22 protein-coding genes and 1 riboswitch are annotated in these 23,876 nt (G+C 47.3%); of the genes, 16 read left to right on the top strand and 6 right to left on the bottom strand.

Going from position 1 to position 23,876, the window contains the following annotated elements; translation table 11 throughout:
- The first annotated feature begins 34 nt into the window (after positions 1–34).
- From dnaI to uvrC, 3 genes are all read left to right on the top strand, one after another.
- Positions 35–982 carry a primosomal protein DnaI gene (gene dnaI, locus NSQ57_RS19835; protein ID WP_029518246.1) on the top strand — a complete coding sequence of 316 codons (948 nt, stop codon included), beginning with the start codon at positions 35–37 and terminating at the stop codon, positions 980–982.
- Between the two features lie 125 nt (positions 983–1,107).
- Entirely contained in the window at positions 1,108–1,425 is a 318-nt protein-coding gene (trxA, locus tag NSQ57_RS19830) for a thioredoxin (protein ID WP_010347861.1), read from the top strand.
- A gap of 161 nt (positions 1,426–1,586) precedes the next feature.
- Positions 1,587–3,671 carry an excinuclease ABC subunit UvrC gene (uvrC, locus tag NSQ57_RS19825; protein WP_342425198.1) on the top strand — a complete coding sequence of 695 codons (2,085 nt, stop codon included), beginning with the start codon at positions 1,587–1,589 and terminating at the stop codon, positions 3,669–3,671.
- Here the strand turns inward: uvrC and NSQ57_RS19820 are convergent.
- On the bottom strand, positions 3,640–5,370 hold the full coding sequence (locus tag NSQ57_RS19820) for a type II CAAX endopeptidase family protein (RefSeq protein WP_342425197.1): 1,731 nt from the start codon (positions 5,368–5,370) through the stop codon (positions 3,640–3,642). The genes uvrC and NSQ57_RS19820 overlap by 32 nt on opposite strands.
- 261 nt (positions 5,371–5,631) lie before the next feature.
- A riboswitch (cyclic di-AMP (ydaO/yuaA leader) is annotated at positions 5,632–5,785 on the top strand.
- 413 nt (positions 5,786–6,198) lie between these two features.
- Here NSQ57_RS19820 and NSQ57_RS19815 point away from each other — a divergent pair.
- Both NSQ57_RS19815 and NSQ57_RS19810 read left to right on the top strand, forming a co-directional pair.
- Positions 6,199–7,539: a TrkH family potassium uptake protein gene (locus NSQ57_RS19815; RefSeq protein WP_342425196.1), complete on the top strand. Its 1,341-nt coding sequence runs from the start codon at positions 6,199–6,201 to the stop codon at positions 7,537–7,539.
- Positions 7,540–7,557: 18 nt separating this feature from the next.
- Positions 7,558–8,235: a TrkA family potassium uptake protein gene (locus NSQ57_RS19810; RefSeq protein WP_023990146.1), complete on the top strand. Its 678-nt coding sequence runs from the start codon at positions 7,558–7,560 to the stop codon at positions 8,233–8,235.
- A gap of 5 nt (positions 8,236–8,240) precedes the next feature.
- On the opposite strand, the gene NSQ57_RS19805 is transcribed toward NSQ57_RS19810, so the two are convergent.
- On the bottom strand, positions 8,241–9,146 hold the full coding sequence (locus NSQ57_RS19805) for a LysR family transcriptional regulator (protein ID WP_341039966.1): 906 nt from the start codon (positions 9,144–9,146) through the stop codon (positions 8,241–8,243).
- A 226-nt stretch (positions 9,147–9,372) separates the two neighbouring features.
- Here NSQ57_RS19805 and NSQ57_RS19800 point away from each other — a divergent pair, with 226 nt between their 5' ends.
- From NSQ57_RS19800 to NSQ57_RS19770, 7 genes are all read left to right on the top strand, one after another.
- On the top strand, positions 9,373–10,047 hold the full coding sequence (locus NSQ57_RS19800) for a succinate dehydrogenase cytochrome b558 subunit (protein WP_069012627.1): 675 nt from the start codon (positions 9,373–9,375) through the stop codon (positions 10,045–10,047).
- Positions 10,048–10,141: 94 nt separating this feature from the next.
- Positions 10,142–11,887, top strand: a complete 1,746-nt coding sequence (sdhA, locus tag NSQ57_RS19795; protein ID WP_039272682.1) for a succinate dehydrogenase flavoprotein subunit — start codon at positions 10,142–10,144, stop codon at positions 11,885–11,887.
- A gap of 18 nt (positions 11,888–11,905) precedes the next feature.
- Positions 11,906–12,673: a succinate dehydrogenase iron-sulfur subunit gene (gene sdhB / locus NSQ57_RS19790; protein WP_039272681.1), complete on the top strand. Its 768-nt coding sequence runs from the start codon at positions 11,906–11,908 to the stop codon at positions 12,671–12,673.
- A 171-nt stretch (positions 12,674–12,844) separates the two neighbouring features.
- The gene (locus tag NSQ57_RS19785) at positions 12,845–13,654 is read left to right on the top strand and encodes an AAC(3) family N-acetyltransferase (protein WP_069012665.1); all 810 of its coding nucleotides are present in this window, start codon (positions 12,845–12,847) and stop codon (positions 13,652–13,654) included.
- Positions 13,655–13,718: 64 nt separating this feature from the next.
- Positions 13,719–14,663 (top strand): metallophosphoesterase, encoded by a 945-nt coding sequence (locus NSQ57_RS19780; RefSeq protein WP_342425195.1) that lies wholly within the window; start codon positions 13,719–13,721, stop codon positions 14,661–14,663.
- 104 nt (positions 14,664–14,767) lie between these two features.
- On the top strand, positions 14,768–15,508 hold the full coding sequence (locus NSQ57_RS19775) for a metallophosphoesterase family protein (protein ID WP_029518256.1): 741 nt from the start codon (positions 14,768–14,770) through the stop codon (positions 15,506–15,508).
- Between the two features lie 51 nt (positions 15,509–15,559).
- Entirely contained in the window at positions 15,560–16,168 is a 609-nt protein-coding gene (locus NSQ57_RS19770; protein ID WP_342425194.1) for a GNAT family N-acetyltransferase, read from the top strand.
- Between the two features lie 353 nt (positions 16,169–16,521).
- Here NSQ57_RS19770 and NSQ57_RS19765 read toward each other — a convergent pair whose 3' ends face one another.
- Positions 16,522–17,400: an NAD-dependent epimerase/dehydratase family protein gene (locus tag NSQ57_RS19765; RefSeq protein WP_342425193.1), complete on the bottom strand. Its 879-nt coding sequence runs from the start codon at positions 17,398–17,400 to the stop codon at positions 16,522–16,524.
- Between the two features lie 264 nt (positions 17,401–17,664).
- Between NSQ57_RS19765 and NSQ57_RS19760 the strand changes: the two genes are divergently transcribed.
- The gene (locus tag NSQ57_RS19760) at positions 17,665–17,937 is read left to right on the top strand and encodes an alpha/beta hydrolase (RefSeq protein ID WP_238437842.1); all 273 of its coding nucleotides are present in this window, start codon (positions 17,665–17,667) and stop codon (positions 17,935–17,937) included.
- Between the two features lie 37 nt (positions 17,938–17,974).
- On the opposite strand, the gene NSQ57_RS19755 is transcribed toward NSQ57_RS19760, so the two are convergent.
- The 3 genes from NSQ57_RS19755 to NSQ57_RS19745 all read right to left on the bottom strand — a co-directional run bounded on the left by NSQ57_RS19755 (position 17,975) and on the right by NSQ57_RS19745 (position 20,643).
- The gene (locus NSQ57_RS19755; RefSeq protein ID WP_165148567.1) at positions 17,975–18,715 is read right to left on the bottom strand and encodes a GTP pyrophosphokinase family protein; all 741 of its coding nucleotides are present in this window, start codon (positions 18,713–18,715) and stop codon (positions 17,975–17,977) included.
- 155 nt (positions 18,716–18,870) lie between these two features.
- Positions 18,871–19,680, bottom strand: a complete 810-nt coding sequence (locus NSQ57_RS19750) for a histidinol-phosphatase (protein WP_029518259.1) — start codon at positions 19,678–19,680, stop codon at positions 18,871–18,873.
- A 60-nt stretch (positions 19,681–19,740) separates the two neighbouring features.
- Positions 19,741–20,643 (bottom strand): LysR family transcriptional regulator, encoded by a 903-nt coding sequence (locus NSQ57_RS19745; RefSeq protein WP_023990132.1) that lies wholly within the window; start codon positions 20,641–20,643, stop codon positions 19,741–19,743.
- 429 nt (positions 20,644–21,072) lie between these two features.
- On the opposite strand from NSQ57_RS19745, the gene NSQ57_RS19740 reads away from it, so the two are divergent.
- From NSQ57_RS19740 to NSQ57_RS19730, 3 genes are all read left to right on the top strand, one after another.
- Positions 21,073–21,531: a chemotaxis protein CheX gene (locus NSQ57_RS19740; RefSeq protein WP_342425192.1), complete on the top strand. Its 459-nt coding sequence runs from the start codon at positions 21,073–21,075 to the stop codon at positions 21,529–21,531.
- Between the two features lie 39 nt (positions 21,532–21,570).
- The gene (locus NSQ57_RS19735; protein WP_318628014.1) at positions 21,571–22,350 is read left to right on the top strand and encodes an SDR family oxidoreductase; all 780 of its coding nucleotides are present in this window, start codon (positions 21,571–21,573) and stop codon (positions 22,348–22,350) included.
- A 122-nt stretch (positions 22,351–22,472) separates the two neighbouring features.
- On the top strand, positions 22,473–23,864 hold the full coding sequence (locus NSQ57_RS19730; protein ID WP_029518262.1) for a DEAD/DEAH box helicase: 1,392 nt from the start codon (positions 22,473–22,475) through the stop codon (positions 23,862–23,864).
- The last annotated feature ends 12 nt before the right edge of the window (positions 23,865–23,876 follow it).

The following is a 23,876-nucleotide window of genomic DNA, read 5'->3' as shown; positions in this document are numbered from 1 at the left end:
TAACTCTGCACTTTTTAAGAAAGGAGGAGCGTTCTTGGAATCACTGGGCGATTTGCTGCAGCAGATGCAGAACCCTTCGTTTCGCCAGCGCACTCGCAATGTAGCCGATCAGGTTCTAAATGATCCGCTCGTGCAGGAGTTTTGTGCTGCGCATCCTGATGTGGACGAAACACAATTGCGACTCAACATGAGCATGCTCTTTCAGTATGCCCGAGATCGTCGAAATTGCGACAATTGTCCGGGACTGGAACGGTGTCCTAACGATTTTCAGGGCCACTTTTGCAAGCTGGGCGTGGAATATCCGAATGGAACTGCTGAAATTGTAGACATTCGGACCCCATGTGCGAAGCAGATTGCTTCCCAACATGAGCAACGGGTGCGTGAGCGAATTAAAAGCTTCTATGTGGATGAACGCGCACTTCTGGAGGGATATAACGCCCTTGAAATTGCGCGCAAAGATTCACAACGCATGCCTGCCGTCACACAGCTATTCCGTTACATTGAAGAAACGAAAAGTCAGGGTCTATCCAAAAAAGGACTGTATCTGGAAGGTACGTTTGGTACGGGTAAAACTTTTTTGATGGGCTATTTATTGCACGAGTTGGCCCTGTCGGGTCTGAACGGTGTGATCGTGTATATGCCTGATTTTGTGGAGGACTTAAAGTCCATGATCCAGGATGGGCAGAAGCTGAAGGAAACGACCGAAATGCTCAAAAATTGTGATCTGCTCGTATTTGACGATATTGGTGCCGAAAATTTAAGCCCGTGGGTACGGGACCACGTGATGGGCTCTATTTTGAATTACCGAATGAACCGCAAACCTACTTTTTATACTTCCAATTATTCGTTGCAGGGACTGGAGAAGCATCTCAGCTTTACGAGCAAGGATGGAGAGGAAATGTATAAAGGACAACGCTTGATGGACCGGATTCGTCCTTTTGTAGATGTCATTACCGTAAAGGGAAAAAATCAGCGGGGGTAAGCGTTTATCCGTCTGCTATTTCGATATCTTACAATTAAAAGACTATTGTGATATAATTAAAAGGTGTCGAAACAGACATTACAGGTTATAATAATCTTGACTTTTCTATAAAGGAGGAACATACAATGGCAATTGTTAACGTGTCCGATCAATCCTTCAACGCAGAAGTCGAAGGCACAGGAACCGTTTTGGTTGATTTTTGGGCGCCATGGTGCGGTCCTTGCAAAATGATCGCTCCTATTCTGGAGGATCTGTCCACAGAAGTTGGCGACAGCGTCAAAATCGCGAAGGTGAACGTGGATGAAAATCCAGAGTCTGCTTCCCGTTTCGGCGTGATGAGTATTCCGACCCTGATCGTTTTCAAAGACGGACAGCCTGTTGATAAAGTGGTAGGTCTGAACTCCAAAGAAGCGCTGAAAAGCATGCTTACTAAACACCAATAATCATTGCATGTGACCCATGCTCCCGCGGGGGCTTGGTGGAGCGGCCATGAAAGGTCAATGCCTCCGGTTGTAAATACCGGGGGCGTTTTTGTGTATTATTCCTATTATATTATAAGTAGTTAGTTGAGTAGTCATTAAGAATGGAAGGAGGAACCGGGCAAATGAAACCTTATGCGGAGGACTTGCAGAATCAGGAGAAGGCGCTGGAGAACATACGGCACAAATTAGCGTTACTGCCGGATGCATCAGGCTGTTACCTGATGAAGAATAGCGAAGGCACCATTATTTATGTCGGCAAGGCCAAAGTGTTGAAAAACCGGGTCCGTTCCTATTTTACAGGTAGCCATAACGGCAAGACGCAGCGACTGGTTTCCGATATTCGTGATTTTGAATATATCGTTACAGGCAGTAATATGGAGGCACTCATTTTGGAGTGCAACCTCATTAAAAAGTACCAGCCACGCTATAACGTGCTATTGAAGGATGATAAAACCTTTCCGTATTTGAAAATTACGAACGAGGCACACCCCAAGCTGGAGGTGACCCGTCGCGTTCTGAAAGATAAAGCAAAATATTTTGGACCGTACCCCAATTCCTACGCGGCACATCAGACGAAGAAGTTGCTGGACCGTATGTATCCGTTACGCAAGTGTGGTGTGATGCCCAAGGAAGTGTGTCTGTATTATCACATGCATCAATGTTTGGGGCCTTGTGTGAAAGAGGTCGAGAAGGAAACGTATGACCAGATTGGTCAGGAAATTGGTTCCTTTTTGAGCGGGGGACATGAGGAAATTAAAAAGGATCTTCAGCGTAAAATGCAGGAGGCCGCAGAGGAATTGTACTTTGAGCGGGCCAAGGAGTTGCGAGATCAGATTATCAGCATCGACGCGATGATGGAAAAGCAGAAAATCACCACATCGGATGCGAAAGATCGAGATGTATTCGGTTTTTCAGTAGATAAGGGCTGGATGTGTGTACAGATCCTATATGTCCGCAAAGGTAAAATGATCGAGCGCCATATGTCGACTTTTCCTTTCTACGGTGAGGCTTACAGTGATTTTATGTCCTATGTGACGCAATATTATAGTGACAACCCAGCAGTGCCGCAGGAAATATTGTTGCCGGATTCTCCTAAGCTGATGCAGGCGGAACAGGTCAATGTCGATCAACCGGTTGCGGCAGAAACTGCACTCTACAGTGCACCTACAGCCGATGTTACCGGACAGACAGATGAGAAAGCGATACAAACGGAGACAGAGCGTTCTGCTGACTCACTACTGGTGGCTGAAGAACAGGCAACTTATGCAGCGGCAACGAATCAAGATCAAGCTGGTGACCAAGATGCCGAGATAAAGGAAACAGAAACTCAACTATCCGGTGGACTGGAGGACCCAAGTACGGCGGCTCTCGCTCTGGCTGAATGGTTGGATGTAAAGGTACTTGTACCGCAGCGTGGACTGAAAAAGCAAATGACAGGCATGGCGACGGAAAATGCACGTGTAGCTTTGGATGAGAAGTTTAAGCTGATCGAGCGGGATGAGGAACGAACATCCAAAGCTGCAAGCAATCTCGGACGTGCCATTGGGCTGGATAGCTTGCACCGGGTGGAGGCGTTTGATAACTCCAACATCCAGGGTTCCGATCCAGTCTCAGCCATGATCGTGTTTATTGATGGCAAACCTGCCAAGAAGGAGTATCGAAAATATAAAATCCGTTCTGTGCAGGGACCCGATGATTATGAAACAATGCGTGAGGTTATCCGGCGTCGATATGAACGTGTGCTTAAGGAAAATTTGGAACGTCCCGACTTGATCGTTGTCGATGGTGGACGTGGACAAATTAAGGCGGCGACCGATGTATTGCAAAATGAGCTGGGTTTGTTCATTCCTGTATGTGGTTTGGTGAAGGATGCCAAACATAGAACATCCCAACTATTGGTGGGAGAATCCTCTGAGGCCGTGACACTTGCACGTAATAGCGAAGAATTTTACCTGCTGCAACGGATTCAGGACGAGGTTCACCGTTTTGCCATCACGTTCCACCGCGAGCAACGCGGCAAATCTATGGTAACTTCCCGGCTGGACTCTATTCCAGGCATTGGCGAGAAACGGCGTAAGTTACTGCTTAAGCATTTTGGATCGCTCAAAAAAATAAGAGAGGCCAGTGTCGAAGACTTCCGGCCTCTCTCTATTGGGGATAAGCTTGCGCGTCAGATTATAGCTGCCCTTCGGGAGGAGGAGTCGTAGAATGCGACTCCTCTTTTTGTATAGGTTCAAACATCATTCGATTTGGTTTTTTAGGACTAAACCAATAAATGATGTAACCCACGATGGCTGGAAGTAAGATCCAGAATAGACCAGCGCTCACATTCACAGTGTCTCCCAGACTCATCACACTAAGTCCCATTAGAATGCTGTCAAAAATAACGTGGCTGAACATAGCGGCAATAAAGCCGTAACGCAGGAACACAAAACTGAACAGCAAACCAAGAAAAGTCAGCTCAACAGGTCTGGAAATCACTGGATAGATCGGATAAAGTGTATGTCCCAGTGCCCAAATCAGCGTGGTGATCAGACAAGCAACAAAAGTATTTTTTACTATTTTTTTGACCATCGGAATACCAAACAGACGGTAGACAGTCTCTTCACCAATACCTGCCATCCAGGCCATAATCGGCAGTAGCCATGGATAAGCCATATTGTAAGGGGATTGCGTGGCATCTGTTGTGGAGAATGTATTAAATGTGCGCTCCAGTATAAAGAATAAAATGGATTGTACCCCGAGCAAAATAAAGGCCCACAAGTAGCCAACATACATACTGCGAAGCACATACAGCCCGTAGCCCGGCTCTTTCGCACGTGGCCATGCATTCAGTCCAACCTGACGCATAAGTCCGTCACCGCCGACCAAGGAGAAGTAGAGCGCTACAGCCATGACGAAGGTAACACCAATCTGGAAAACCATAAGAAATATAAGCATGCCCTTACCGCCTGCTTCTGCTTGCAATAAAGGCAGCATGTTCATGGTCCCAGCTATACTAGCAATAAAGTATATAACGGATAGAACAATGCCGCGTACAAATGAAGTATGTCGTCGGGTGAGTGATGCATACACAATGGCAAGTACACCCAGCGCAAAGCTAAACAGGGCATAACCCGCATAGGTCATCCAATTCGCCCAAAATGTTTGCTTTTCGATATAATCGGTATAGGACGACGGGGCCGAAAAGCTTTGAGTGAAGGAGCGAACATCACCGTTTTCAAAAGTAAAAGCCAGTGTAAGTACCGAGGCGCCGATTTTTTTATCGTCTATGGTATACTTTAATCCGCCTTCTTGTTCAGTGGTCGCGAGCTTTAAATCCGCCGGCTTAAAGCCAAAGCGCTTCACCCATACAGCGGCCGCCTGCTCCTTGGCTTCAAGCGTCATGCCGTCCTCAGCCACACGTACAAGCCTGTTACGTGCTTGTTCATCCGTAGAAATATCAGCCTGCGTGTAATTGGTGCTGGAGGTGATCCGTTTAAAACTAACGACCTTCCCAGTGGATAAATCTACATGAATTTGCAGCTTGCTCTTCGCTGAGGATTCAGGCAGATCGACCCGAAAGGTTTCGTAAGGGTAATTTTTCTTCCATGTACGGTCGTACTGTTGAAGCAGTTTTTCTCTAGATAAATAACCGTACAAATCTGTTTCGGCCTGATAGGTCACCAGAGGCTTCTCTGGCTGTGATTCAGTATATCCCAGCTCGGAGCGGGCGAAGTCCAATGCGTGTATAACCGCTTCTTGTTTGCTGATGACCTTTGCATTCATTACTGATTCTGGACTTGGATTGCTAAGCGAGGGAATAAGCAATTGAAAGATAAAAAAGCAAATCAGGCCAATCCCGCCCAGCAAGCCTAATTTTTTGAAGTTGGCCGTGAGCACGACCGGTTTCCCGATAGGATTCATAAGTTTCCTCCTTAATCTGTAAATAAGAACATCCATTAAAGATATCATACTGCACAGGTTCCCGCCAACAGACCAGCGATATTCATGAAAATAGAGTGAAAGCACTTTAAAGTTCCAATAAAATAAGATAAGCTGCGATTAAACGATGCCCATTCGCAAAATAAAGCCAATTTCACGTTTTTTCGACGAAATCGGTTTTGTGATCTGGATATAGAAGGATTATAATCTTGAGGCAATGCCTATAAAATACATAGGTAATGATATACAGTTGAGCCGAATTTCTATGGGAAAACGGGGGAACCATGTTACTGGGGTGAATTTTACAGCCGATCACTGGTGGATCGGAAGTGTAAATAGGGCATACTGTGCTGCCCGAATCCGTCAGCTAACCTCGTAGGCTATGAGCAGGAACCAAGTCAGGCACTCGGTTTTCCGGTGTCTTTTTTTGTGCGTATAAAAGTGTTTGGATTGGTTAGATAGACCGCTGCGGGTGCAGATTATTCTTCCGATTGCTGTTATCCCCGGATTTTTTGATTGTATATCCCCTTTAATGGTTAAAATCCGGAGATAAAGGCAAACGCTTCGCTTCTTCAGAACAATTCTGCCCCCTTCGCTACTGCCCGCCAATAGCATAGGGGGCCGAGTAGTGCTTGACATGCATTCTTCCTGTATTCAGGGAATGCTAATTATAGTTAACTAAGGTTTGGAAAAATCAAAAAATTCAGGGGCAACGACGATCGGAAGATCAAATGGAACGCGTAGCGAGCTTACACCGTATTAAATCACTGTTTTTATAGTTTTAAGGATTAGGAGAGAAGTGATGAATAGATGAATCCCAATGCAAGCTGGCTCCGGCTTTCTCCACCGCAGATATTCGTTGCGGGCTTTGCCATTATCATTCTAATAGGTAGTTTATTGTTAATGCTGCCGATCTCCAATACAACAGGAAAGCCACTTGCGTTTATAGACGCTTTGTTTACTGCCGCTTCCGCGACCTGTGTTACAGGGCTTGTCGTAAAGGATACGGGGACCTTTTTTACAACCTTTGGTCAAGTTGTTATCGTGGCGCTCATTCAGATCGGCGGCCTAGGCTTTATGACCATGGCTACCTTGATTGCACTGGTGTTCAAGCGTCGGATTTCCCTGCGGGAGCGTCTCATTTTGCAGGAAGCGATGAATCAGACTTCTGTAGAGGGAATTGTCGGGTTAATCCGTAAGGTATTACTGTACTCACTGGTTATTGAAGGCGTATGCGCTACGATATTCTCGGTTCGCTGGTCCTTTGATATGCCCGTAGGCAGGGCGATTTATTTTGGAATCTGGCATGCCATCTCCATGTTTAACAATGCTGGTTTTGATTTATTCGGTGAATTTCGCAGCTTGACAGGTTATGTATATGATCCGATTGTTAATTTTACAGCCATGTTTTTGATTATTTTAGGCGGCATTGGTTTTGTAGTGATGTCAGACCTGGCAGAATATCGCAAGCGCAAGAGACTGTCCTTGCATACCAAGGTGGTACTCAGCATGACGGGCGCTATGATTGTAGTCGGCACGCTCGTGATTTTTGTATTTGAGTTTACGAATCCGAAGACTCTCGGCTCGCTTGATTGGGGTGGTAAGCTATTGGGATCTTTATTCCAGTCCGTTACTCCCCGTACCGCAGGTGCCAATACCTTGGACATTGCAGGCTTGCGGCAGGCTACGCAGTTTTTTATCATCATACTCATGTTTATCGGGGCTTCTCCTGGCTCTACTGGAGGCGGGATTAAGACCACAACATTCGCCCTGCTCATTGGAGCGGTGATTTCGATGCTGCGGGGGCGGGAAGATATTGTACTGTTCAAGTACCGACTTGCGCAGGGACGAATTTACAAGGCTTTGACCATTACACTGCTGGGGTTGCTGTTCGTGATCGGGGTGACGATGATTTTGTCGGCAACCGAAGATCATCATTTTCTGATGATCTTGTTCGAGACGGTATCTGCGTTTGGTACGGTGGGGCTGTCGATGGGGCTTACACCTGATTTGACAGTCATAGGCAAGCTGGTGATTACCCTGACGATGTTTGCAGGTAGACTGGGGCCACTCACGCTAGCTTATGCACTGGGGCCGAAAAAGGGTAAAGAATTATATCGTCATCCGGAAGGTAAAATGATTATAGGATAAGGGAGTTTTCGAGTAGATATGAAGACGCAGCAGTTTGTAGTTATTGGCTTGGGGCGGTTTGGCTCAAGCCTGGCTTTGCAATTGGTGGATATGGGGTGCGAGGTGCTAGGCATTGACCGGAATGAGGATGTTGTGGACAGTATGAGTGAGATGTTGACACATACTGTCGTGGCGGACGCTACCGATGAAGACTCGTTGCGATCACTGGGCATCCGTAATTTCGATTGTGGCATTGTTGCTATTGGTGATGACATTCAGGTAAGCATCCTCACCGCCATTTTGCTGAAGGAGCTGGGTGTGAAAAAAGTCGTAGCCAAAGCCATATCTGTGCTGCACGGGCGTGCGTTAGAAAAGCTCGGTGTGGACCGGATTATTTATCCAGAACGGGATATGGGTATCCGGGTGGCTCACCAGCTAGTCACGCCTAATTTGCTCGATTATTTGGAGTTGTCTAAGGAATATAGTATTGTGGAACTCAATGTACCTGCATGTCTGAATGGCAAAACGCTAGCAGAGCTAAATGCCCGTACCCGCTTTGGTTGTAGCGTCGTGGCGCTTCATACGGCGAATGGTATCCTGATCGCACCGACGGCTATGGATCGATTAAAAGCCGACGATATTATGGTCATCATCGGCTCGAATGATAATATCGGCCGCTTTGAGGATGAGGTTGTTAATGTTAATGAAGAGGGCTAAACCCTTTACACCATACGGTAGCCTGCAAACGACGCACGTGTCTCGCTAATCCAGCGTCGTGCTGTCGGACCGAGATCGGTCGTCTCCGAGTAAATGAGGGAGGTCGTTCGGCGTGTCTCCTTCAAATCGGGCAAGTACAGTGCAGTGAGTCCATTATCCCGTAATAGTTCGCTGCGCAAATAGGATTTGGGTAGCAAGGCAGAAGCCTTACAGGTTGGAAGCAGGCGTACAATTGCCTCGAAGGAGTCGATTTCCATGCGGATATCCGGCATGATGCCGCTGCGCTGGAACAAGTCATCCGTCAGACTGCGATACCAGGTTCCTTTGGAGAAAATAATCATCGGCAGTCCTTGCAGATCTTTCATCGAGGCCGTTCCTGTCTTGACGGTTAATTCATGTCCAATGGAAACAACGAGCTCCAAATGATCATCAAATAGCGGAATGCAACGCAGTCCGACTTCATGAATGGCAGATCCGACAATACCGGCGTCTGCTTTTTTGTCACGTACAAAGGCGACGATTTCATGGGTTTTACCGGTGAGCAGCTTCAGCTCGGTTTGAGGATGCTTGCTCATAAAAGCTTCGACAAGGGTAGGCAGCGTTGTCTGGAGTGTCGTGAGACTTGCGCCGAGTGTAAGCATACTCTGGGCTTCATTTTTGTGCTGGGAGAGCTTTTGTAAGAAGCGAAGCTGTCGTTGCCGTTGCTCTAGTGCGAATGTATAAACAAATCGGCCAGTGGACGTAATTTCGAGCCGTTTGCCCCGACGATCAAAGAGATTCACACCCAGCTCTTCCTCCAGCTTGGCAATTTTGCGGGACAGGGCGGGTTGGGACAGATTCAGCAGTTTGGAGGCTTTATTCAGGCTGGACTGCTCGACAATGACGGCAAAAGCGTTCAAATCCTCAAACAAATCATCCACTTCCTCTCTATATGCAAAAAAGACATAATAATTAATACGTATATTGCAATTCCATTATAAGCCGAAAAGGAGTAACATGAAAGCGACACAAGATGTTCACACTTTTGTTTTTCCTAATAAGGGACACCTTGTTGGACATTTCCTGTCGGGAACTGTCATTTTATATGTTATATTACTATTGAAAACGCTATTATTGGGAGAAGGGAGCATGACCTAGATGAGAGGATTTTATTCCAGAAAGCTGCATTCGCTTCTTGGCGTCATTCCGTTGGCTCTATTTTTTGTTGAGCATTTGGTGACGAACTTCACAGCGGTGGAGGGCGGCAAGGAAGGATTTAATCGCAGCGTGGCCTTCCTGAATGGTTTGCCGCTGGTTATTGTGCTAGAAACTTTATTCATCTACTTGCCATTACTGTTCCACGGAATTTATGGCTTGTATATCGCTTATCAGGCTGACCCGAATGTAAAAAGGTTCGGCTATTCACGTAACTGGCGCTTTCTGTTCCAGCGTATTTCCGGCGTCATTACGTTTGTATTTATTATCTGGCACGTATACGACACACGCTTTCAGGTCGCTCTGGGTAATGTAACCCATGAGGAGCTAGGCGGCGTCATGCATGGCATCGTGACAAACCCGGTTTATTTTATTTTGTATTTAATCAGTGTCGTTTCGGCATCCTTTCACTTTGCTAACGGACTGTGGGCATTTATGGTCAGTTGGGGGATTACTGTGGGACCACGTGCGCAAAAAGTATCTTCTTATATCTGTATGACCCTATTCGTGGTGGTGTCTATCGGCTTCATCGCTTCCCTGCTTGCATTCCGCAGCGCGGAATTTCAGGAAACAGCAACTGCCTTGGTGCAATGCAGTACTTTTAAACAACTACTGTAAATGAGTCATATCCATTATACATTGTGTTGAAATTCTATTTTCAAACGTAAAAGGGGATTTGGTTAAAAATCCTGAAAAAAAGGAGTGAGCAGAAATGGCAGCATCCAACATTATTGTCGTGGGCGGCGGTCTGGCAGGTCTAATGGCTACGATCAAGGCGGCAGAGGCGGGAGTTCACGTTCATTTATTTTCTTTGGTTCCGGTCAAAAGGTCCCACTCCGTTTGTGCTCAAGGTGGCATCAATGGTGCGGTAAATACCAAGGGTGAGGGAGACTCCCCCTGGATTCACTTTGATGATTCGGTCTATGGCGGGGATTTTCTGGCCAACCAGCCTCCGGTAAAAGCGATGTGCGAAGCGGCTCCGGGGATCATTCATCTCATGGACCGCATGGGCGTCATGTTTAACCGGACACCGGAAGGACTGCTGGACTTCCGCCGCTTCGGCGGTACCCAGCATCATCGGACCGCCTTTGCTGGTGCGACGACAGGACAGCAGCTTCTGTACGCTCTCGATGAGCAGGTACGGCGCTGGGAATCTGCGGGTTTGGTGACCAAGTATGAAAACTGGGAGTTTTTACAGGCTGTACTGGATGATGAAGGCATCTGTCGAGGGATTTGCGGGCAGGATTTGCGTACGATGGAAGTGAAGACTTTTGCGGCGGATGCAGTTATTTTGGCATCTGGTGGGCCCGGGATTATTTTCGGTAAAACCACGAATTCCGTCATTAATACGGGCACAGCTGCCGGTGCGGTGTATCAGCAAGGCGTACGCTATGCGAACGGTGAGTTTATCCAGATTCATCCGACGGCTATACCAGGTGATGACAAGCTGCGTCTCATGTCCGAGTCGGCACGGGGAGAGGGCGGTCGTATTTGGACGTATAAGGACGGTAAGCCATGGTATTTTCTCGAAGAAAAGTATCCAGCTTACGGAAATCTGGTCCCTCGCGATATTGCGACACGTGAAATATTCAGTGTATGCGTTGATGATGGACTGGGTATTAATGGCGAGAACATGGTCTACCTCGATCTGTCCCACAAGGACCCGAAAGAGCTGGATGTAAAACTGGGCGGCATTATTGAAATTTATGAGAAATTCGTCGGTGATGATCCGCGCAAAATTCCGATGAAAATATTCCCGGCTGTTCATTATTCAATGGGCGGCATGTGGGTCGATTACAATCAGATGACCAATATACCAGGCCTGTTCGCGGCTGGTGAGTGTGAATTCCAATACCACGGAGCGAACCGTTTGGGTGCGAACTCGTTGCTGTCAGCCATTTACGGCGGGATGGTGGCTGGACCTAAGGCTGTGGAATATATCAAAGGCTTGAAAAAATCTGCACAGGATACAGCGTCCTCCGTATTTGATGCCGCAGTCAATCAGCAGACGGAGAAGTATGAGCGTATTTTGCATATGGACGGAAAAGAAAATGCCTATGTTCTTCATAAAGAGCTGGGCGAGTGGATGACGAACAACATGACTGTGGTTCGTTATAATGACAAGCTGGAAGCTACGATCCACAAGATCAAGGAGCTGAAGGAGCGTTATTCTAACATTAACATCAATGACGCTTCGCGCTGGAACAATGCGGGTGCGGCATTTACACGGCAACTGTGGAATATGATGGAGCTGGCTGAAGCGATGACCAAAGGTGCGCTGCTGCGCAACGAAAGCCGCGGGGCTCATTACAAACCAGATTTCCCGGATCGCAACGATGAGGATTTCCTGAAAACGACGATTGCGGACTGGACACCGGAAGGACCACAAATCTCGTATGAAGCGGTGGATGTTTCGCTGATCAAGCCACGCATTCGGGATTATTCCAAGAACAAATAACGGAAGGGAGTGTATTAGATGTCGGAGCAAGCAGTGAAGTCGAATAAAACGGTGAAGTTCGTTGTGACCCGTCAAGCTGATCCTAAAGCCAGTCCCTATACGGAAGAATTCGAATTGGCTTATCGTCCGGGAATGAATGTGATTAGCGCGCTGATGGAAATTCAGCGTAATCCGGTGGACAGCCACGGTAAAGAGACGGCTCCGGTGTGCTGGGAGTCGAATTGCCTGGAGGAAGTATGCGGAGCATGCTCCATGGTGATTAACGGCAAGCCGCGTCAGGCCTGTGCAGCGCTCGTCGATAAGCTGGAGCAGCCGATTACGATCGCGCCGATGAACACATTCCCGGTAGTTCGGGATTTGGTCATCGACCGCAGCCGGATGTTTAATGCGCTCAAGAAGGTCAAAGCGTGGATTCCGATTGACGGTACCTACGATCTGGGCCCTGGTCCTAGAATGGCTGAGAAAAAGCGTCAGTGGGCGTATGAGCTGTCCAAGTGCATGACCTGTGGTGTCTGTCTGGAAGCTTGTCCGAACGTCAACGAGAAGACGACGTTCATCGGACCTGCGGCGATATCTCAGGTTCGCCTGTTTAACAGCCATCCGACAGGGGAAATGAATCAGGAAGAGCGGCTAGAGGCGTTGATGACAGACGACGGGCTGGAAGGGTGCGGGAACTCGCAAAACTGCGTACGCTCTTGTCCGAAAGGCATTCCGTTGACCACTTCTATTGCCGAAATGAACAAGGAAACGACCAAGCATATGTTCAAGCGCTGGCTGACTGTATAGCACTAGACAGCGAATAGGTTATGCCCAAACAGGCTTTTTCTCAAACTGGAGAAAGCCTGTTTTTTGCGCTTAGGAATGATGGAGGGTAACATGGAGGAAGGAGCGCGGGATAGCAGTTATGGTATAATTATGGTATTGTGTATCGTTTTTGGAGAAAAGGAGGCTGGACAGGTGACTGTGCAACCGATAACGAATCGACCTGTCACTAGGTCGGATGTATTGAAGGGATTAGAGGATCTGGGGGTTCGGAGCGGCATGACATTGCTTGCTCACTCGTCGATGCGCAGCTTTGGACGCTTTGTTCCAGGCGGGGCCTCGGTCATTCTTGCCGCACTAACCGAAGCAGTTGGCCCGGAAGGGACGCTGGTGATGCCGACACAGTCACATGACTTGACTGATCCCTCGACTTGGATGAACCCGCCTCTGGATGAGTCATGGTGGGAACTGGTACGCGAGGAAATGCCCGCTTATGATCCGGCCTGGACGCTGACCGGAGGGATGGGCGTCATTGTAGAAACGTTCCGTGGCCTGCCGGGAACCAAGCGCAGCGGGCATCCGCATGTTTCTCTGGCGGCACGTGGACCCACAGCTTCGGAATTACTGGCAGCTCATGAGCTCGACTTTGGACTGGGTGAGCATTCGCCCTTGGCGAAGCTGTACGAGGCAGATGCTTATGTAGTGCTGTTGGGCTGCGGACATGACAGCAACACGTCCCTGCATTTGGCGGAATATCGAACAGCCTACAATGGACGTGAAGTGATCACCCATCAAGCTCCTATGATGGTGGATGGAGCAAAAGCGTGGGTATCTTTTCAGGATTTTAATATTACCTCAGATGACTTTGAGAAGCTGGGACTTGATTTTGAACGGGACTGTCCCTCAGCTTTTACGCGGGTGAACATTGGGGAGGCTTCATGTTTTTTCGCGAGGCAACGTGATTTGGTAGACTATGCGGAGCAGTGGTTGTCCACCCATCGCTAAAGCTTCTGGACGGTAAGAATTCGAATAAGTGAGATCAAGGAATAGATCGCAAGGGGGAACGCATATGGAGAAGACGCCGCACACCCGCCGCGAGAGTCAGGATGGCCCGCATCAGGGGGCCGCTATCCCTCCCGGTTCTTCGCGGCGTTCCGTTTCAAATGAACCAGCCAATCCTTCGCGCCGCCATTTTTTGAAAAAAGCGGCTTTATCCACAGCCGGAACCGCGCTTCTGGCTGGAGGATATGCTTCCTTATGGGAGCCTAATCATTTGGAAATTACACGCTTCAACTTGTCTATCCCTCGTCTTCCGTCTGCTTTTGACGGAATCAGGGTCGTACATTTCAGTGATGTGCACTTGGGTTTTCACATGGATGAGCAGGATCTACGCGAGCTTGCGGACCGGATAGCAGGTCTGAAGCCAGATTTGCTCTGTTTTACAGGCGATATTGTGGATGACTATGCAGTATCCATGAAGGCTGCTGTTCCAGTTATGGCTTCTATGTACGCCACACTTGGCAAATTTGCTATTCTGGGCAATCATGATTATAGAGGCTTACCCGCCGGAGTACAGGAATTGTATCCGAAAACCGGGTTTACGTTGCTGAGAAACGAGCATGCGATTGTAGAGCGCGCGGGGCAGCGTGTAGCCATGGTCGGTTTAGAGGATAACATTATGGGCAAGCCCAATCCGCAGCGTGCCATCCACGGACTACCTGATGAGATGTGCAAGCTCCTGCTGATGCATGAGCCGGACTATGCAGATGTGGCGGCGCAAATGTCCTTTGATCTTCAATTGTCGGGGCATACGCATGGAGGACAGGTTCGCTTGCCGGTCATTGGAGCGCCAATGCCGCCTCCGGGTGGACGCAAGTACATCCAGGGATTATTTCATGTGGGAACGGAGAGAATGCCGCTATATGTTAGCCGAGGCATTGGCATGACACATCTGCCGATTCGCGTGCTGTGCAGGCCGGAGCTTAGTGTCATTACACTAAAATCCGGCCAATAGGCCATGATTTTTTTTCATCTTCGTCATATAGTTTGGAACTACATAAAGATGGCTTGAATGTAGTGTAGAGATGTAGTCGTTTCGGACAAAGGAGTGAGGTTCAGATGGATCGTATTGCTGTCATTTCAGATATTCATGGCAATTGGCCTGCCTGTGAGGCGGTGCTGGAGGATATTGCTTCCCGAGGCATTAGCCGTGTGTTTTGTTTGGGGGATCTGATCGGCAAAGGGCCTAGCCCGAGCGAGGTTCTGGATGCTGTCCGTCAACGTTGTGAAGTGGTCGTGCGGGGGAATTGGGATGAGCTGGTCAGTATTACGGATGATCTCAATTTTAGCTGGCAAGCCGAGCGCTTGGGGGCAGAACGAGTGCAGTATTTGGCACAGTTACCGTTTCATTATGATTTCAGAATGAGCGGACGCCGTATCCGTCTGGTGCATGCCTCGCCGCAAAGTGTGTATCACCGTGTGCAGCCATGGGATGAGCCGGAAAAACGGCTTGCCATGTTCGATCCGTTAGCAGAAGAAAATGGAAAAGTTGCTTTTGCTCCGGATGTTGTGGGATATGGTGATGTGCACAATGCTTTTATCCAGCATTTTCAGGGGAAAACACTTTTTAACGTCGGCAGTGTCGGGAATCCGTTGGATGTTACGCAGGCTTCCTACTGCATTTTAGAGGGGGAGATGGGAGAGGAGCAGCCTACGTCCTTCTCCATTCATTTTGTACGTGTACCTTATGATATAGAACTGGCGGTAAAACAAGCGGAGGAAGCTGATGTGCCTTCTTTGCCGTATTATATTCGAGAGCTGCGTACAGGAATTTACCGCGGGATTCAGGACCTGGATTAAGTATGGAAACATTCATTTCTAAAAGCCAATCCATCCGCAGGAGGGAACATTGTGCTGACCAGAGAAATGCTTCGTCTTGGGCTACCAGAGCTTTACACCCGTCGAGTCCGATTGCGCCAGCTAAGAACGGAGGATTATCCCACGCTGGAACGGATCCTATCCGATCCATTGGTGATCCAATATGTGAATCGAATTCGCAAGCCAGTCTATGCACGAATGCGGCGTCTGGTTGCGCAAATTAAAATTTCTTCCGATTCACTAGATTCCCTGCATTTTGCGGTGGAATGGCATCCGAGAAATACAGAAGAAAGCAATCTACTTAGTGAATCCAATGAGCTTACCTCTTCACCGTTGCTCGGTATCGTCTCTTTTCAGCAATGGAATGAAAGAACGGGGGAGGCGCAATTGGGCTATATTCTGGATCGTCCTTTTTGGGGACAGGGGCTGGGTACAGAAGTGGTGGGAGAAATGTTGAATTTTGGTTTCGGATCTTTGAAGCTCCATCGGATCGAAAGTCGTTGCCAAGAGGATAATCAGGCTTCTATGCGCGTGCTTATTAAAAATAAGATGCGCCTGCTGCGTACCATTGGTGCTTATGATCCCTCAGGAGTGGTACCGAGTGTATTGGTATTTTCGATGACCCAAGGGGATTATGCATAGAAATGGCATTGGAATATTTTGTTACAAAGATGAAATATAACTGCAAAACAACTCTAACACAGGACGGGTACAATACAGACATGACCCCCTTTTGAATAATATATGTTGCTGGGCCCGACGATTCGGGTCCTCTTTTTTTGTTATCCTATAGTAGGGCCTTCTCTATTTCTGCGGAAGCGAGTAGCCTTCTTGCCTTGGCTGTGCTCAGTTATATTTCAATTTGTTACAAAAATGAAATATAACTGCAAAGTTACTTTAACATAGAGTGGGTACAACATAAACATGACCCCCTTTGAATCATATATATATATTGCTGGGACCCGGAGCTTCGGGTCCCCTTTTTTTTATGATTTTTAGGAACGGGTCAGGCTGGTTATCAGCTCTGGAAGCCATTCATTTAGGGAGAGAAATGAGTACCCCTCTGACTGGGCTTTGGACGTATCCATGTACCACGATTGTGTAATACCAAATGGAGACATGTGCTCGTCTGCTGTTTTTTCTTTCATCACAGCTTGTTTTCCAGTTACCTGCTCAATGATCGAAATGATCTCCCCAATCCTCACTGTACCGTCGGAGCAAGCATTTACAGGCCCTGTTAAAGGAGTGTGACCAAGCCAAAACAGAAAATCTGCGGCTTCATCGGAACGAATAAATGAGATTTGTGCTGCGGCATTAGGTACTCCGATTTCTGTTCCTTCACGAACATGCTCGATATGAAAATGAAGTCTTTTCGTATAATCGTCTGTCCCCAATACAATTGGAAAACGAACAGCAACTACAGGAAATGTAGCTTGCTGCATAAAAACTGCTTCTGCCTGCCGTTTAGCCTCCTGATATGTAAAATCGTCTTTCCCGCCCTTGCGAACCGGGTAAGCTTGAGGGTCAAAGATGCTCTCTGTCAGCACTTCCGGTCTCGAATCATAGACGGATAGGCTGGAGGTCACGATATACCTCTTGGCTTTAGCATCAAAAATGCGGCAGGCTTCGCTGGCTTCATCAGGAGAAAAGCAAATATTATCATAAACAACGTCCCACACTTGCTCGCCTACTGCCTTAGCGAGCGCTTGCTGGTCGGTACGATCTGCACAGATCCGCTGAACGCGGTCACCGAACGAATCGCTTGTTTGGCCTCGTGTGAGGATGGTAACGGAGTTCTCGGAACTCTCCAGCAGACGTTCCACCAGTCTCTTGCCAAAAAAGCGCGTTCCACCCAGTACAAGTATCTTTTTCATACTTACATCACTCCTTCTGAAATGGTTTTCATTTATATTAAGATAGACGGACTAATGAATGTAAAAGATACAGGACGCAATGAAAAAAAAGGAGGATCATATGCCATACGTAGAGATTCAGGATTTAGAAATGTATTACGAAAAAATGGGTACAGCTGCGAGGCAATGTGGCTTTATATTGTGCGGTGAAGCACCCTCAAATGTTTGCGACCGTTACGACCATAGGCTGTAGTGGAGTCGCATGTCCTGAGGGGGCAGATGAATTTGATTATGCGTCAGAGCGCACAGGATTGGCGCCAATATCCGCAATTGACACGTAGTGAGTTAAGTAGCATTACGTGCCCTGCATTATTTATCGCGGGTGAACATGACGATTTCGCCACAGAAGAGCAACTCCTGGAATTATGCTCAGGGGCCCAAGACTCACGTTATCTAATTGTTCCGGGTTGTAGTCATCGACCGCACATGCTTAGAGAGAAGCCGATCTTAATCAATGATTCTATTCTTTCATTTTTGAACAAACATGCGATTCGTTGAACCAATCATTCGCATAGCGGTGGAGCACCGCCTAATCCTACTCTCCTAGAAGCTTCAAGAAATTGGCCGGCACCGTAATTTGCTGATTATTAATCATAATCTTCCGAAGCTCCTCCATGGAGTCCTCTTCACCTCTAGCGTCTTTAATCTCCTTAATTTCACGATGCAGTCGCTCCATTTGGAGATCTAGCGCATTAGCGGAGTCTGCTGCGTTCTTTAATTCACGTGTCAGACTTTCGGGAACGGACTGGTTGTACTTATAAAATATTTTATGCTCCAGGCTGGCCCAGAAATCCATCGCAATGGTTCGAATTTGCACCTCTACGCAGACTAGCTCCTCACAATCCGACATGAATACAGGAACTTGAACCAGCAAATGCAGGCTCTGGTAACCGTTCGGCTTGGGGTTCTTGATGTAATCCTTAATTTCCAGCACCTTCAAGTCACTTTGTCTCTGAAGCATGTTACTGACATCATAAATATCAGAAATAAAAGAGCAAGTAATACGCAAGCCGGCGATATCCTTGATATGATCTTTGATAGCATCCAGCGATAACTCGCTATGTTTACGAATCATTTTATTCATGATGCTCTCAGGAGATTTAAGGCGTGATTTGGTATGCTCAATAGGGCTGTAATCGTGTAATGCCTGAAATTCCTGCTTTAATATTTCAATCTTGGTTTCCATTTCGTCGAGCGCAAATTTATAGATTAGCATAAATCGCGTGATGTCATGCTTTAGCTTTTTAAATTTGTCCATAGGATCTTCCAAGTGCATATGTAATTCTCCTCACACATAGATGTCATAATCTTGCTAAGCATTCGCCTTTGCAATGGAATTATTACCTTATAAATTACAATCCCCAACAATTCCATTGCAGCAGCGTTCGTAAGATCAAATGATTTGCGGAGAGGCAATTCCCACCTTGAATTTTAAAGCGCCACAGAAATTTTACGTTTTTCTTTAAAATAGACCCATTCCCGGAAGCCGATATCCTTCAGCATTGCCTTTACTTCTTCCCAGTCATCGCCTACCCGCGAAGGTTTATGGGCATCCGAACCAAAAGTAACCTCCACACCAAAATGGTGCGCTCTTTCTAAAATAGAAGCAGACGGGTACCATCCGCCACTCAGTTTGGTTTTACCCGAAGTGTTAATTTCAATTGCCACATTGGATTCCGCAATTACCTGCAAGGTTTCATCAATGGCTTCATCAGCAGGAATGTCTGAAAAGGCTGGAAAGTTCCCCTTCATTGCGTCAATATGGCCTAAAATCTGAAACATGCCGCTTCGCGCAGATTCCTGAATGAGCGCATAGTAGGCTTGTTTGACCTCGATTTTACGAGCGTCGCTTAATTTGTTCCAACGGTTACGGTTAAAAATGCTGTCCCCTTCGACATTGTGAATCGACCCAATGAGATAATCAAATGGATAAGGAGCCAGAGTGGAACGATATAATTCAGCAAAATCAGGAAAATAATCCGTTTCCAATCCGAGGAGCACGTCAATACGGCCTTCGTATTCTTTTTTAAGCTGTTGTACCTCTTCTACGTATTCAGCAAGCTGTGATTTGGCCATATAAATTTTAGGAAAAGCCTGATCCTGTTCGCTGCCCAGGAAAGGGGAATGGTCCGAAATACCAATCGCTTGTAAGCCCGACTGAATGCCTGCTTCAATGTAATCTCGAATGTTTCCGTCTGCATGACCGCAGCGGAAATGATGGGTGTGCAGATCAAATTTCATAGCCTGTCTTCCTTTCGTAATCAGGGTTTATATTGCGTATGTTGTTCATAGCGAATTACGTTATTCAGAACTGGTGAAATTCGTCTCCGGCATCCCCTTCAGATCACTTAAAAATTGCTGCATGGCTGAGTTTAGATATCGGCCGGATTTATAAATCACTCCTACCGGATGACTAACTTCCAGCTCAGGAATATGGATCATTTTTAATGTGCCTGCACGCAGTTCAGAAGTGACCGATAGTCTGGAAATAATGGCCGCACCGAGATTAATTTCGACCATCCGTTTGACTTCCTCACTGCTGGACAACTCAATCACGACATGAGGCACGATTTGGTGCTTTTTAAATACATCGTCTACGAATTTTCGTCCCACCGTATCAGGAGAGAGCAGAATCAGCGGAATTTCCCGAAGGGCTTCAATGGTAGCATGTGGTTGTGAAGCCAGCGGATGAGTAGGAGACACGACTAGCTCAAAGGAATCGTAATACAGAACCGAAGTGCTTAAATTAGGATTACGTTCGATCAGATAGCCGATGCCAACATCAATAAGTCCGTTCTCCACCTGCTGATAAATCATGGAGGAAGCCATGGATTGAATGGAGGTTTTGATGAGAGGGAACTGATCCTGAAAGTAGGAAAGCACGCGCGGTAAAATTTGAATAGCGATGGATGTTGTGGTACCCAGCGCAATGTGACCCTGTGGTGTTTCGTTTAGATCGTACAATTTTTGTCTTAATTCCTCAACAACCTCTAATATGCGCTCGGCATGTTCCAAAAAAACAGCTCCCCGGTCGGTCAGGGTGACAGGCTGGTTGCGGTCAATCAGGATGGTTTTGAACTCATCCTCTAGACTTTTAATTTGGGCGGACACCGCCGGCTGCGTCAAATTGAGAAGTTCTCCGGCTTTGCGGAAGCTCATCGTTTTGGAAATCATGATAAGTGTTTCGAGTTGACTGATGTTCATGAAGTTCCTCCTCTCTTTTCTTAATCTTATCGCAGCTGTATAGAATGAATATTTTTAGCCAATCCATAGGTTCATATGTAAAACCGTCGTTATGCTTTATTTCATTAAATTATAGGTTATTCGAGCAGGAAGGGCAATGAATCGAAGCAGAGCACCTTAAAGTGTGGTATATTGGGAAATAAAGACTAAAGTCCTGATATCCTTCAAAAATAATCAATCTAAAACCGGTAAGAAGTAAAGATATAGGACATTATTCACATTTTTTGTGGTTTAGCTATAAAAAATTACCGGGTAGCTGTCGATAAGTGATATAGAGAGCATTTTAATGAGGATCGATTCGTTTTACAGTAATATTTAATTAAAAAATTCTAATTTAAATGGGACTTTTGTTGTGTGTCTAAAAGCCCATCGTAAAGGGGCGCTTTGATCGTGAAGGCAGAAGTGATAAATCCTTTTTTGGAGTCGGCGCAACGGGTCATTGAACAATTGATCCAAGTATCTCCTTCATCCGGAAATCTTGGTGTGAAAAATGTCGAGCTGGTGGACGACCACATCTGGATTATGATCGGGATGACCGGACAGCTTAGCGGAAATATTGTGTTCGGCCTGAATGAACAGGTGGCGCTACGTATGGTATCAGCGATGATGGGCGGATTTGTGTTGACTGAAATTGATGAGATGGGAAAAAGCGCAATTTCAGAATTGGGCAATATGATTAGTGGTAATGCCAGTACGATTTTGTCCAGTCAGGGAATTGTCGTGGATATTACGCCTCCGCAGGTCATGAAATCAGAAAACTTGACCACTTTTGTGCCTCAGCGTGCCCTTTATATTCCGCTCACGGTGGAAGGAATCGGTGAGCTGGATATTCAGGTGATGATCTCTTAATATTAAAGGAGCAAGTTTCTTTAATGTGGAGGGATGAGCGTGAGTATACTACAGGACAAGATAGTTGTGATTACAGGTGCATCTAGTGGGATTGGCGCCCTTTGCGCTCAGTTGTTAAGCGAAAAGGGCGCGATTCCTATTTTAACAGCACGCTCGCAGGAGCGACTGAAGCAAGTATCTGCTGGAATCAGCGGCAGACATGAGCTTATCCAACTGGACGTCACCCGCCAGGAGCAGGTAGAGGCTGTTGCTGCACGAGTATTGGAACAGTACGGACGGGTCGATATATTACTTAACAATGCGGGCTACGGAAAGTTTGAGTATTTTAATGAAACCGACCTGACGGAGTTTGAACAAATGATGGACGTGAACTACATGGGTGTTGTTCGCTGCATCAAGGCGTTTCTGCCGCAAATGACAGAGCGGGGCCATGGACAGATTGTCAATGTAGCATCAATGGCCGGGAAAATCGGGACAGCCAAATCGTCTTCTTACACGGCGACGAAGCATGCGTTGCTCGGTTTCAGCAATGCGCTCCGGCAAGAGCTGCGCGGGAGTGGAGTGACTGTAACGACGATTAACCCCGGACCGATCGACACACCCTTTTTTGAGCTGGCAGATCCTTCAGGAGGATATGTTCGAAATGTAAGCTGGTTTATGCTACAACCAGATAAGGTAGCACGGCATATCGTAAGAGCGATGGAGCTTCGCAAGGAGGAGGTTAATCTGCCACGGTGGGTATCTCCTTTTCTCAAGCTGTATCAGTTAGCTCCCAGACTGACCGACAGGCTGGGTCATGGGGTGATGAATAAGAAATAAAAGATGTCCCGTAAGCCATTAGCTATGGTGAGGGACATCTTTTATTTTTGTGATTTGGTAACAGGGCTATTTTCGCATATAATGGAGAGTAACGAATTTACGTATAGGGGTTGGACCTTTTCATGACATTGAATTTTGAATCGCTCGGCGTTGAACAAGATCTGTTGGACAAACTGACTGAGCATGAAATTACACAGCCTTCGCCAGTTCAGGCAGAGGCTATACCGGAAATAATGAAGGGAAAGCATGTATTGGCGCGCTCACAAACTGGCACAGGCAAGACACTGGCTTATTTGCTGCCGCTGTTGCAAGCGATTGATCCGCAGAAAAAGGCTACGCAAAAGCTGATACTAGCTCCAAGCCAGGAACTGGCCATGCAAATTGTACGTGAGGGTCAGCGCTACGGTGAGCATCGCGGAATCCGTGTACTCGGTCTGATTGGTGGGGCGGCTATCAAACGTCAAATCGAAAAGCTCAAGGATCATCCACAGCTTGTCGTGGGCACACCAGGACGTGTACGGGAACTCATCGCTTCAAAAAAGTTGAAAATGCACAATATTACAGCCATTGTTATCGATGAGGTGGATCAGATGTTCCAGCTCGGCGGAGCAGGCGATGTAACCAATATATTGGGCACCGCCCAACGCGATCGTCAATTGGTATTCCTGTCCGCAACGCTGAACGACGAGATTCAGTCGCTGGCGAAACGGGAGATGCGTGAATACGTAGAAATTGGGATTGATCCCGACCAGAAGACGGCCAGTGGACTGGAACACTATTACTTTGTATCTGAAGAACGGGATAAGGTGGATATGCTGCGCCGTCTGGTACGTCATTTTAATCCGAGAAAAGCGCTGGTGTTCGTGAATACAACCAATGCCATCGGGGAGATTGAGGCCAAGCTCAAGCATATGGGGCTGACTACGGCATCCTTGTATGGAGATGCGGATAAAGTCACGCGTAGCAATGTGTTGGCCCGATTCCGTGAGGACAAGCTCAAAGTGCTGGTCGCTTCGGATGTGGCAGCCCGTGGTCTGGATATTGAGGGCCTTGAAATGGTTATTCATTTTGATCCGGCTACGGATAGTCAAGCTTATGTTCACCGTGCAGGACGGACAGGACGGATGGGACGCAAAGGATTGGTGGCATCGGTTGTCACTGACCGTGAAACGTTCATCATGCGTAAGTTCTCCCGTGAACTGGGCATTGACATCGCAGAGCGTGCGTTGCATGGAGGTCGAGTAGTTGTGCCGCGTCCGGCGGATGCCAAGCGTGCACCTGTAAGACCCTCCGAGGCTAGATCCTTATCTAACGGAGCATCGGCGGAGGACCGAAAGGCACCTGTTCGTGCCGAAAACGGACGTCCTGGCAGGAATTCCGCGAACGGTTCAGCTCCAGGCAAGAGCAAAGGTGCAGCCTTGTCCAAAGCAGGAAAAGCACAGCGCGAGCGTGATCGCAAAAACAAGGGTGCACCAAGATGGCTGAAGGAAAAAGGATCAAAACCGAACGAGTAAGGGAGAAGAGGG

Origin of the sequence: Paenibacillus sp. FSL L8-0502 (assembly GCF_038593055.1) — a bacterium.
Taxonomy (GTDB): domain Bacteria; phylum Bacillota; class Bacilli; order Paenibacillales; family Paenibacillaceae; genus Paenibacillus; species Paenibacillus polymyxa_D.
The sequence above is the reverse complement of the archived record's forward strand: the minus strand, read 5'-3'. Positions and strand labels throughout refer to the sequence as shown.

Coding starts and splice junctions, on each gene's coding strand:
- sdhB (WP_039272681.1), top strand. CDS start 11,906: ATGTCGGAGCAAGCAGTGAAGTCGAATAAAACGGTGAAGTTCGTTGTG.
- NSQ57_RS19810 (WP_023990146.1), top strand. CDS start 7,558: ATGAAGACGCAGCAGTTTGTAGTTATTGGCTTGGGGCGGTTTGGCTCA.
- trxA (WP_010347861.1), top strand. CDS start 1,108: ATGGCAATTGTTAACGTGTCCGATCAATCCTTCAACGCAGAAGTCGAA.
- NSQ57_RS19765 (WP_342425193.1), bottom strand. CDS start 17,400: ATGAAAAAGATACTTGTACTGGGTGGAACGCGCTTTTTTGGCAAGAGA.
- NSQ57_RS19745 (WP_023990132.1), bottom strand. CDS start 20,643: ATGAACATCAGTCAACTCGAAACACTTATCATGATTTCCAAAACGATG.
- NSQ57_RS19800 (WP_069012627.1), top strand. CDS start 9,373: ATGAGAGGATTTTATTCCAGAAAGCTGCATTCGCTTCTTGGCGTCATT.
- NSQ57_RS19820 (WP_342425197.1), bottom strand. CDS start 5,370: ATGAATCCTATCGGGAAACCGGTCGTGCTCACGGCCAACTTCAAAAAA.
- NSQ57_RS19815 (WP_342425196.1), top strand. CDS start 6,199: ATGAATCCCAATGCAAGCTGGCTCCGGCTTTCTCCACCGCAGATATTC.
- NSQ57_RS19730 (WP_029518262.1), top strand. CDS start 22,473: ATGACATTGAATTTTGAATCGCTCGGCGTTGAACAAGATCTGTTGGAC.
- sdhA (WP_039272682.1), top strand. CDS start 10,142: ATGGCAGCATCCAACATTATTGTCGTGGGCGGCGGTCTGGCAGGTCTA.
- NSQ57_RS19755 (WP_165148567.1), bottom strand. CDS start 18,715: ATGCACTTGGAAGATCCTATGGACAAATTTAAAAAGCTAAAGCATGAC.
- NSQ57_RS19775 (WP_029518256.1), top strand. CDS start 14,768: ATGGATCGTATTGCTGTCATTTCAGATATTCATGGCAATTGGCCTGCC.
- NSQ57_RS19780 (WP_342425195.1), top strand. CDS start 13,719: ATGGAGAAGACGCCGCACACCCGCCGCGAGAGTCAGGATGGCCCGCAT.
- uvrC (WP_342425198.1), top strand. CDS start 1,587: ATGAAACCTTATGCGGAGGACTTGCAGAATCAGGAGAAGGCGCTGGAG.
- NSQ57_RS19750 (WP_029518259.1), bottom strand. CDS start 19,680: ATGAAATTTGATCTGCACACCCATCATTTCCGCTGCGGTCATGCAGAC.